This window comes from Pseudomonadota bacterium, from assembly GCA_010028905.1.
Taxonomy (GTDB): domain Bacteria; phylum Vulcanimicrobiota; class Xenobia; order RGZZ01; family RGZZ01; genus RGZZ01.
The window spans coordinates 1-9,330 of sequence record RGZZ01000177.1 but is presented as its reverse complement, the minus strand read 5'-3'; the positions used below and the strand labels follow the sequence as shown (position 1 = coordinate 9,330).

At 67.8% G+C, this 9,330-nt stretch carries 6 protein-coding genes; 3 read left to right on the top strand and 3 right to left on the bottom strand.

Features of this window, described 5'->3' with window-relative positions:
• Positions 1-330, bottom strand: a 330-nt coding sequence (locus tag EB084_13050; GenBank protein NDD29185.1) for a hypothetical protein, incomplete at its 3' end; no start/stop codon positions are given.
• Positions 305-3,136 carry a hypothetical protein gene (locus EB084_13045; protein ID NDD29184.1) on the bottom strand — a complete coding sequence of 944 codons (2,832 nt, stop codon included), beginning with the start codon at positions 3,134-3,136 and terminating at the stop codon, positions 305-307. The genes EB084_13045 and EB084_13050, both read right to left, overlap by 26 nt.
• Here EB084_13045 and EB084_13040 point away from each other — a divergent pair.
• The 3 genes from EB084_13040 (at position 3,039) to EB084_13030 (ending at position 8,421) form a co-directional block, all read left to right on the top strand.
• Positions 3,039-4,355: a tetratricopeptide repeat protein gene (locus EB084_13040; GenBank protein ID NDD29183.1), complete on the top strand. Its 1,317-nt coding sequence runs from the start codon at positions 3,039-3,041 to the stop codon at positions 4,353-4,355. The two genes, EB084_13045 and EB084_13040, sit on opposite strands and share 98 nt — an antisense overlap.
• 218 nt (positions 4,356-4,573) lie before the next feature.
• The gene (locus tag EB084_13035) at positions 4,574-6,055 is read left to right on the top strand and encodes a hypothetical protein (protein NDD29182.1); all 1,482 of its coding nucleotides are present in this window, start codon (positions 4,574-4,576) and stop codon (positions 6,053-6,055) included.
• 11 nt (positions 6,056-6,066) lie between these two features.
• Positions 6,067-8,421 carry a hypothetical protein gene (locus EB084_13030; GenBank protein ID NDD29181.1) on the top strand — a complete coding sequence of 785 codons (2,355 nt, stop codon included), beginning with the start codon at positions 6,067-6,069 and terminating at the stop codon, positions 8,419-8,421.
• Here the strand turns inward: EB084_13030 and EB084_13025 are convergent.
• Positions 8,418-9,330 (bottom strand): LD-carboxypeptidase (locus tag EB084_13025; GenBank protein NDD29180.1); only part of this gene is annotated, 913 nt, incomplete at its 5' end. The two genes, EB084_13030 and EB084_13025, sit on opposite strands and share 4 nt — an antisense overlap.

Sequence of the window (9,330 nt, the reverse complement as noted above, 5' to 3'; positions counted from 1 at the left end):
CGAGCGCAGGAGCATGGCCGAGCTCTCGACCGGGGTCTCGATGAGACGCTCCACGTGGTTGACGAAGTCGGCGGTGAGCGTCGACATGTGTCCGAGGTAGTGGGCGGGGCGCGTGATGGCGGGCAGCATCACCCCGGTCGACGCGACCTTCTGATGTATCATGCAGGCGGCGTCGGCTGCGGTGGTGCCCGACAGCACGCGATTCCGATAGGCGTCCCAGAAGTCTGTCAAGACCTCTTCCTCCTTGTTGACGATTCCCGCGTGGTCTGGTCGCGTCACGAACAGACCGCGTGGGGGCTGAGGTTCATCGCACGAGCTTGAGCAGCTCACCGCGGAGATCTTCCCCCCGCAGCTCGCGCTCACCCAGTGCGCGCATCTTGTTGGCCAGGGCGCTGTTGCCCAGCTCGTATTCGAGCCAGTTCACGAAATCTCCGCGCGCCATGTGGTACTCGAGCGATTCGCGGTCGATGTAGGTGATGGTGTCGATGAACTCGCGGAAGCTGGTGGCGCGCACGCCCAGGTATCGACCTGGGGTCCAGAAGTGGAAGGCCTTCTCGATGGGCACCGCCGAGCTCTCGGCCAGGGTGCGGGCATTGTTCAGCCGCTGCTGGCGGGTGCGTCGCTCCGGGCGCGCGGCAACCTCGCCCTCGGGGGCGGTGAGGAGGGTCTTCACGCGTGCGGCCCAGGTGTCGACGAGAACCTGGGCCTCGTCATCGCTGGCCCCTTCCGCGAGAAGGCGCAGGGTCGGTTCGACCGGATCGGGGATGGCCAGCACCCATCCGGAGTCGAAGTACACCTTGACCCCCTCGATGAGCTCGATGGGCCGTGCGCGGTTCTCCTCGATGAGGGTTCGCATGACGCGCCCCTTCTCGGCCCGCGGGCAGTCGACGGTGGCTTCTCGCTGGTGGAACGGGGGCACCAGCGCCATCAGCTCCGACACCCGGAGCTTCTCCTGCGCCATCATCTCGAGGAGCCGCGCCAGCGCGAACATGGCATCGAACGATGGCTGGAACTGGGGAAAGATGAACGACCCCGTCTCGCGTCCGGCGAAGTGGATCTTCTTCTCACCGAGCTGCGCCGTGTGCATGAGCGAGCGGCCGTCGGTCTTGGTGCGGATGATCTTTCCCTGGTGCTCGTTGGCCAGGCGCTCGAGCATGGAAGGGGCGGTGAGGGGCACGGCGATGATGGCGTTCTTCGTGCGCCGAAGGGTCAGCATCACCATGAGCGCCAGCAGCTGCGAGGGGGCGAGGATGGTTCCCTTGTCATCGACGAGCACGAGGCTCTCCGCGTCGAGATCCATGAGCACGCCGAGGTGGGCGTCGAGGGTTGCGACGATGTCGGAGAGCTGGCGCAGGCTGCGGTTCCTGTCGAAGGGCACCGTGCGGCCGCGCCCCGCGTCGACATAGGCGTTCAGGGCCACCGATTCGCATCCGAGCCTGCCGAGCAGCCCCGGCAGCACGAGCGAGGGGTTGCCGAACACGTAGTCGATGACTACCTTGAACGAACCGCGTCGCACCACGTCGACGTCGATCTTCTTGAAGAACCCCTCCTGGTACTGGTCGATGGCGCGGGCCGGGAAGTCGATGACCCCGACCTCGTCGAGGCTCGTGCGGCGGAAGTCCTCGCGGAAGAAGAGGTTCTCGATGCGCCGCTCCGCGGTCTTGTTCGTGTTGATGCCACGCGCGTCGAAGAACTCGATGACCACCGCGCGGGCGTCTTCGGGTGCGATCCGGGAGTGCACGCCGCCCTTGAGGCCGGAGCTGCGAATGGTGTAGCGGGCCACGGGCGCCGGACACACGCGCAGATCGAGCACGTTGCACCCGACCGAGATGAGCCCACAGATCAGCGCGCGGTTGAACATGCGCGAGGCGGGGTGGGCGTCTCGGCTGGTGGTGACGGTGGCCCCCTTCTCAAGGAAGGCGCCATAGGCCGCGCCAAGCTTGAGGGCGAACTCCGGGGTGATCTCGATGTTGGCGAGCCCTGAGATTCCCTGCTGCCCGAACAGCGACCCAGGCCAGCGGATGCCCCAGATGATGCTCATGTTCACGGTGGCGCCGGCCTCGATGTTCTTGTCGGGCCAGATCTTGACCTGGGGATGGATCACCGCGCCGCTTCCGATGAAGCACTTGTCGCCGAGAATCACCCCCTCGCTCACCAGCGAGCTGCCCTTGATGGTCACGCCACGGCACACCGTCGACCCCGTGACCTTCGCCTTGCGCCCCACGAACACGTTGTTCCAGAGCACCGACCGCTGTACGCTCGCGCCTTCCTCGAGCATGCAGTTGTCGCCGATGACCGACAGCTCCTCGACCTCGGCGCCCTGCTTGATGCGGCAGTTGCGGCCGATGACGGCGGGACCCCGGAGCACCACCGACGGGTGGATCTCGGTCCCTTCCCCCACCCAGACGTCCTTGGCGGCCCGCTTGCCCGGAAGGGTCGCCTGCACCCGTCCCTCGATGAGGTCGTGATGGGCCTGACGGTATGACTGCAGGCTTCCGATGTCGCTCCAGTAGCCCGACGCCACGTGGCCGTGCACCGAGAGGCCTTCCTCCATCAGCTGCGGGAAGAGGTCCTTGCTGAAGTCGTACGGATGGTCGACCTCCATGTAGTCGAACACCTCAGGCTCAAGAACGTAGATCCCGGTGTTCACCGTGTCGCTGAAGACCTCGCCCCACGAGGGTTTCTCGAGGAAGCGGCTCACGCGCTGCGCCTCGTCGAGGATGACCACGCCGTACTCGAGGGGGTTGTCGACGCGGGCCAGCACCATCGTCGCGCTCGACGCCCGCTGCCGATGCGCCTCCACGGCCTGGCTCAGATCGAAATCGGTGAGGCAGTCGCCGCTGATGATGATGAAGGTGTCGGTGAGGTACGACTCCACCTTCTTCACGCTGCCGGCGGTGCCCAGGGGCTCGTCCTCCACCGAGTAGATCATCTGCACGCCCCAGTCGGAGCCGTCGCCGAAGTACGAGACGATCTCGTTGGCGAGGTAGTGGAGGGTGACGATCACGGTGTCGACCCCGTGGCGCTTCAGCAGCTCGATGATGTACTCCATCACGGGCTTGTTGCAGAGCGGGACGAGGGGCTTGGGGCGATTGCACGTGAGGGGGCGCAGGCGAGAGCCCTCGCCTCCAGCCATGACCACCGCCTTCAGTGGGGCTCACCTCCTCGCTGATGTGCCTCGCGGACGCCGCCCGGGTTTCAAAGGGGGCCGGTACAAATCCTGCCCAGGAAGGTGGGCTCTCGGAGCGGCGCAGGACCGCCCTGGCCGCCGCAAGAAGCAGAAGCGTCGCATGTCTCCTTCCCCTCTGTCGCGCCGTTCGACCGCAAGGATGTCGTGGCGGGCGTGCTTCCTCGCGATGCTCACCCTCCTCGCCCTCTCCGCGGTCTTGCCGATCGCCGCGCAGCCCCGCTCCGAGCGGGTCGAGCAGGGCATCGGCTGGCTTGAGCGCGGTGATCTGCGACAAGCCCTCCGCGCGTTCGAAGAGGCGGCCTCCCTGCGACCTGATGACGTGCGCGCCCATGCACTGTGTGGCTGGACGCGCCTGCTGATCTCGCTCGAGCCGCCGCTGCGGCCGCGGTCGACGCGAAGGCCGGCCTCGACGCCGGACACGAGGCCGGATGCGAAGGCAGACACGAAGGAGCGCGAGCGCGAGCGCCAGCGCGCGCTCGCCGATCTCGATCGTGCCGTGGAGCTCGATCCGCGCAAGCCTGCCGTCTACGCATTCCGCGGTCAGGCCCATGCCATGCTGGGCAATCCGCGGCGGGCCCTCGACGATCTCAACCGCGCACTCGCGCGAGATCCGCGATCGACAGAGATCCTCCGCTTCCGCGCTGCTCTGTACGAAGGGGCGCTCGACAGCCCGCTGCGTGCGCTGGCCGACTACGCGCGCTGCGTCGAGCTCGATCCGGACAGTGCGCTTGCCTACAACGACCGCGCGCGCGTCCTCACGCGTCTCGAGCGCTTCGATGAGGCGCTGGCAGACCTGCGACAGGCGCTGCGCATCGATCCGGCGCTGCCCCTCACATGGTGCAATCGGGCGGCCACGCGCCTGACGATGCGGGAGCCGTCGAGCGCCCTGCCGGACGCCCAGCGCGCCCTCGAGCTGGCGCCGCAGAGCGTCCGCGCCCTGCACCTGGGAGGAGTGGCCCTCATCGAGCTCGGGCGCCCTGCTGAAGCGGAGCGCCTGCTCACGCGATACATCCGCGCGCGTCCTGACGATGCCGAGGGGTGGCGTGCCCGAGCGCGCGCCTGGCGCGAGCTCGGCCGTCGAGACCTCGCCGTCGAAGACGAGGCCGAGTCGGCGCGGCTTCCCCCTGCGACATCCCGCACAGCCCTGCCGCGGCCGTCGATCTGAGCCCGGCTCTCCGTTGCCTGTGTGCAGGGCGACGGCTCGACGAGGAATTTAAGGGAGGGCCACGAACACCCTTCCCTTGCGCGCCCCTCTGACCGCATCGCTGCGGTGCCCAGAGAGGCGGTGCCCGCCGGCAGGCAGCAGAGAGACAGGCGACCATGAGTGTCGCGGCCCGCCGCAGCCGGCAAGTCCCAAGGGAGACGGGAGAGGTCGTAACAGCGATGTTGAACATTGTGCGGCGTCGGCTCGAGGTCACGCTCGAAGAAGCCCAGGCAGCCGATTTCCAGAAGCAGGCCGATGAGCGGCTGACCCCCCTCATCAGCGGCGTTCGCCGCGAGTACTTCACCCGGCTCGGCCTCGGGGCCGATGACGCCGAGACCTGGGCCGCGCGAGAGCAGACCCTGGCCGCGTCGCCGCTGGTCCTCGGCGACCTCGTGCTGCGCGACCGTGACACCATTGCGTACTACCGCGCGTCACGCGAGAACGGGGCGATCGAGGCGGGGGTGGTCACGCGCAACGATCCGTCCGACTACGACGACTTCTTCGACGCCCTGCTGGGCATCGCGGGCGCGGTGACCGCGCGTAACGATCTGGCGTGGGAGCCGTTCCTGGTCGAGAGCGAGGCGCTCGAGAGCCTGCGTGAGGAGTCGGCCACCATGGCCCCCTCCTCGCCAGAGGTCGCGGCCGCGCGTGAGCTCGAGAGCGAGGGCATGCACGGCCTCCTCACCCAGATCCTCACGGCGCGCTCGGTGTTCCTGACCAAGTTCAGCCAGACCCTCACCCAGGAGGCTTCCGTCACCGAGCACCAGGTCTCACGTCTCGAAGAGCTGGGGCTCGTGACAAAAGACTTCGCGGTGCTGTGCCGCAAGACCGGCCAGCAGATCCTCCGCGTGTCGTCGCGCGCCGCCATCGAAGACCCCTCGCAGAAGACCTTCAAGTGCTTCATCTGCGGGAACTCGGTGAGCGAAGAGGTGCTCGACGAGATCATCACCGTCTCTGACTTCGGGCGCAACCTCCTCGAGCGCGATCACTGGCTCGTGGTGCGGGCGCTCGGTGCGCTCGACGCCATCGGCATCGCGTACGACCGCGTGCGTGTGCGGCAGGGCGAGGGGGCGCTGACGAACTTCTTCGTCACGGTGAACGACCAGATGTTCCTCATCGTGGTGGCGAACCGCAAGCTCTCGCTTGAAGAGTCGTATCTCGTCAACGCCCAGATCGCCGCCTACGGCCTGGGCCACGTGGTGGTGATCTCGACCCAGCGCGTGTCGCTGCTCATGCGTCAGCACCTGCAGCAGTGCAACCCGTGCGCCGAGTTCGACTTCATCGATTCCCTCCAGACGCTCGAGGCTCGCCTCACCGCGGTGTTCGCGCGCAAGGAGAAGGGCGTTGTGAAGGCGATGCTTGCAAGCTTCAGCGCGCTCACCCCGGTGGCCGTGCAAGATGCGATCATGCGTCGCATCGCGCCGCTTCAAGAGGTTGCCGAGCCCGCCGAGGCGCCTCGCAAGACGGCCGCGGCAAAGCCTGCCGCCGAGAAGGCCTCGTCGCCCCCCTCTGAGAAGGGTGGGCGCAAGGGGCGCGCCGCAAAAGAAGAGCCTGAACCCACGCCGGCTTCTGACGACGAGCTTCCCGATGCCGACTTCTCGCTGCCTGAAGAGGTTCTCGAGGTCGACGAGTCGATGATGACCGAGATGCCTCCCGGCTGACCCCCGTAGAGGTGCGAAGCCTGCGTCACGCGCTGCCGTTCGCGTTCCTCGCGGCGGTGGCGTTCGTTTTCTTCGGACGATACGCCCTCGATGGTCAGACCCTGGCCTACGACGATCTGGCGTACTGGTTCTTTCCGTGGAAGTCGCTGCTCTACCGGCTGGCCCACGAGGGCAGCATCGGGTTCTGGCTGCCGTGGGAGTTCTGCGGCCTGCCTCATATCGCTGACATCCAGCGACAGATCTTCTATCCACCCAACCTCATCTTCTATGGGGTGCCCACGGGGCCGGCCATGGTCGCATTCGTGGCGCTGCACTTCTTCATCGCCAGCGCGCTCATGTACGCGTGGCTGCGGCAGACCGGGCGCCCCTCGACCCTCGAGCCGTCTGCCGCCTTGTGCGGTGCGCTGATCTTTGCGTTCTCGGCCTTCCCGCTGCTGCATCTCACCCAGCTCCCGGTGCTGGCGAGCTACGTCTGGATCCCGGGGCTGATGCTTGCCATCGAGCGGTACTGCCGCGACAGTGCCGAGCGCGGTCGCCCCGCCCTCGACTGGCTCATCGCCGGGGTTCTCGACTACACCCTCATGCTCCTTGGCGGCGCTCCGCAGATCGTCTTCATCGCCAGCGTCGTGGGAGTGGCCTGGATGATCTTCCTGCTGATCGGTGACGAGGCGTCAACGCCAGGGCGCAAGGTGCGCTTCGCGCTCATCGGTGCCACGGTGCCGCTGCTGGCGCTGGGCCTGGCGGGCCTTCAGCTGGTTCCGATGGTCGAGCTCACGGCCTTCACGGCGCGGCAGCCCGCGGTCTCCTCGGCCTGGTCGAGCATCGGCACCGCGGCGCCCCGCATGCTCTGGACACTGCTCAATCCCTACGTCTTCGGGAATCCGGTGGAAGGCACGTGGAGCGGCGGATACACCTTTCACGAGGAGTGCTTCTACGTCGGCGCCGTGACGCTCGTTCTGGTTGCGGCGGCTCTGGGAGACGCGCATCGCGCGGGGCTGCGCATCGGTTTCTTCTTGACCTGCGCGCTGCTCGGGCTCGTGATCTCGCTGGGGAACAACGTGCACGTGGGCGAGCTGGGTGGTCACGACGTCCTGCGCGCTCTCCTGCCCGGATTCGGCAAGTTCAGGGTCCCCCCCCGATGGATGGTGCTGACGGTCGTGGGGGTCTCGGTGCTTGCCGGCCACGGGGTGCAGGCGCTCTGCGGCTACCGTTCCACGCGCGACCGCGAGGCGATCTCTTCGGCCGTGCCTCTCGCGGCGTGCTTTGTGGCCTTCTTCGGTCTGGTGGCCCTCGTGCTGCATGCCCGCGCCTCGTTCGGATTCGCCTTTCCGCAGGCGCGCTGGACCCTGCTGCTGCTCTTCTCCACGCTGGCGTGCGCGGCCGTCGGGCGGCTGCGAGGGCGTCGAGCCGTTGCGGCAACCGGTCTCGTGCTGCTGGTGGGGGTCGATCTCCTGGCCTTTGCCGGCGCCTACGTGCACGCGGAGCCTTCTCCCGCGGCGTCTGGCGATCTGGCCATCGTGCGCGACCTCGCCGCCCGTCCGGACGTGGGCCGCGTGGTCACGCACACCAGCGTTGACATACCCACGCAGATCGCCACGTGGTGCGCTCCTTTCGGTGTGCGCAACGTGCAGGGCACCAACCCGCTCTTCCTGCGCCCCTACATCGATTATCTCTACTACAGCCAGGCGGGGCACGGTCAGGGGCCTGGAGACCCGGGCTACATGCATCACAACGGGTTCTTTGTCATGCTGCCTGCCGAGTCGGCCATGACGCGCATGCTCAACCTCACCGACGTGCTCGAGCTCGATGTCGATGGCGCGGGCCGCGACGCCGCGCGATATCGGTTGTCGGGGGGACGTGGCGGGTTGCGCGCCCGTCGTGTAGAGGGAGCGCTCGGTCTCGCCTGGGCGGTGCCGGGATATCGGGTCATCTCCAACCCACAAGACATCTTTGCCGTCATCCGCGCGCCCGGGTTCGACCCCCGGAGCGAGGTGCTCCTCGAGGCGGCGCCCTCGTTCCCGAGCCCGCCGCTGGGCGGCCGTGTGAACGCGCGCGTCACGCCGCAGCGCTACGAGGCCGATCTCATCGCGCTCACCGCCGAGCTCGATCGCGCTGGGCTGCTCGTGTTCTCGGAGATCTTCTACCCAGGGTGGACCTGCACGGTGGACGGCAGATCGGTGGAGGTGCTGCGGGCCAACGGCGCGCTGCGGGCGATTCCCCTCGAAGCGGGGCGACACGAGATCGTCATGCGCTTCCGCCCGCGCTCCTTCCTCTACGGCCTCACCCTCACCGTCTTCACCGCCCTCGTCATGTCGCTCATGCTCGTCATCGAGCGACGTCGCCGGCGGGGAGGCGCAACCAGCTAGCCGTCAGATCGGTGGGAGGGCTCCAAGGGCAAGAGGCGCTTCGCGTCGGCGTCGAGCTCGTATTCGATGCCCAGGGCGACGGTGTGGTTGGGCGCGCCGTGGCTGATGGGGAAGTGCGTCACCGTGGGAACCGACAAGCCGGAGAGGCAGTCTGCGATGACCTCGTCGAGGGTGTAGCCGGCGTCGTCCGGCGCGGCGCAGTCCTCCATCTCACCCACGATGACGCCTCTCACCCCCACGAGCTTGCCGGCCTGGCGCAGATGGGTGAGCATGCGGTCGATTCGGTAGGGTGACTCGTGCACGTCCTCGATGAGCAGCAGGGCGCCGTCGGTATCGACCTCGTGCGCCGTGCCGATGCTGTGACAGAGCAGGGTCAGGTTCCCCCCCACGAGGCGCCCGTGGGCGCGGCCAGGCACCGCGGTGCGTGCGTCTGGGGCGTGCACCGCGGCGGTCTCGCCCCGCAGGGCGGCGAGCAGCGAGGTGGCGGTGTCGCTGTCGAACCCCTCGCCCGCGAATCGCGTGGCGATCATCGGGCCGTGAAAGGTCACCCATCCGCAGGCCTGGTTGAGCCACAGATGGAGCGTGGTCACATCGGAGAAGCCGCAGACGAGCTTGCAGTGCGGCCGAATGGCCGAAGCCTCGAGATGGGAGAGCAGCCGAGCCGAGCCATAACCACCGCGGGCGCAGATGACGGCGGCGATGGTGGGGTCGACGAGCGCGCGCTGCAGGTCGGTCGCGCGGGCCGCATCGGTTCCTGCCAGGTAGCGGTGTCGCTGGTGGGCGCTCTGCGCCACCACGGCGTCATAGCCTTGCGCGCGCAGCCATTCGAGGCCACGGTCGAGGTTGGCGGATTCGAAGGGGCTCGAAGGGGCGACCACGGCGATGCGGTCGCCTGGCGCAAGAGGTCTC

Excerpts from the sequence above, each read along its gene's own strand:
- EB084_13040 (NDD29183.1), top strand. The coding sequence starts at position 3,039 with ATGATGTACTCCATCACGGGCTTGTTGCAGAGCGGGACGAGGGGCTTG.
- EB084_13045 (NDD29184.1), bottom strand. The coding sequence starts at position 3,136 with ATGGCTGGAGGCGAGGGCTCTCGCCTGCGCCCCCTCACGTGCAATCGC.
- EB084_13035 (NDD29182.1), top strand. The coding sequence starts at position 4,574 with ATGTTGAACATTGTGCGGCGTCGGCTCGAGGTCACGCTCGAAGAAGCC.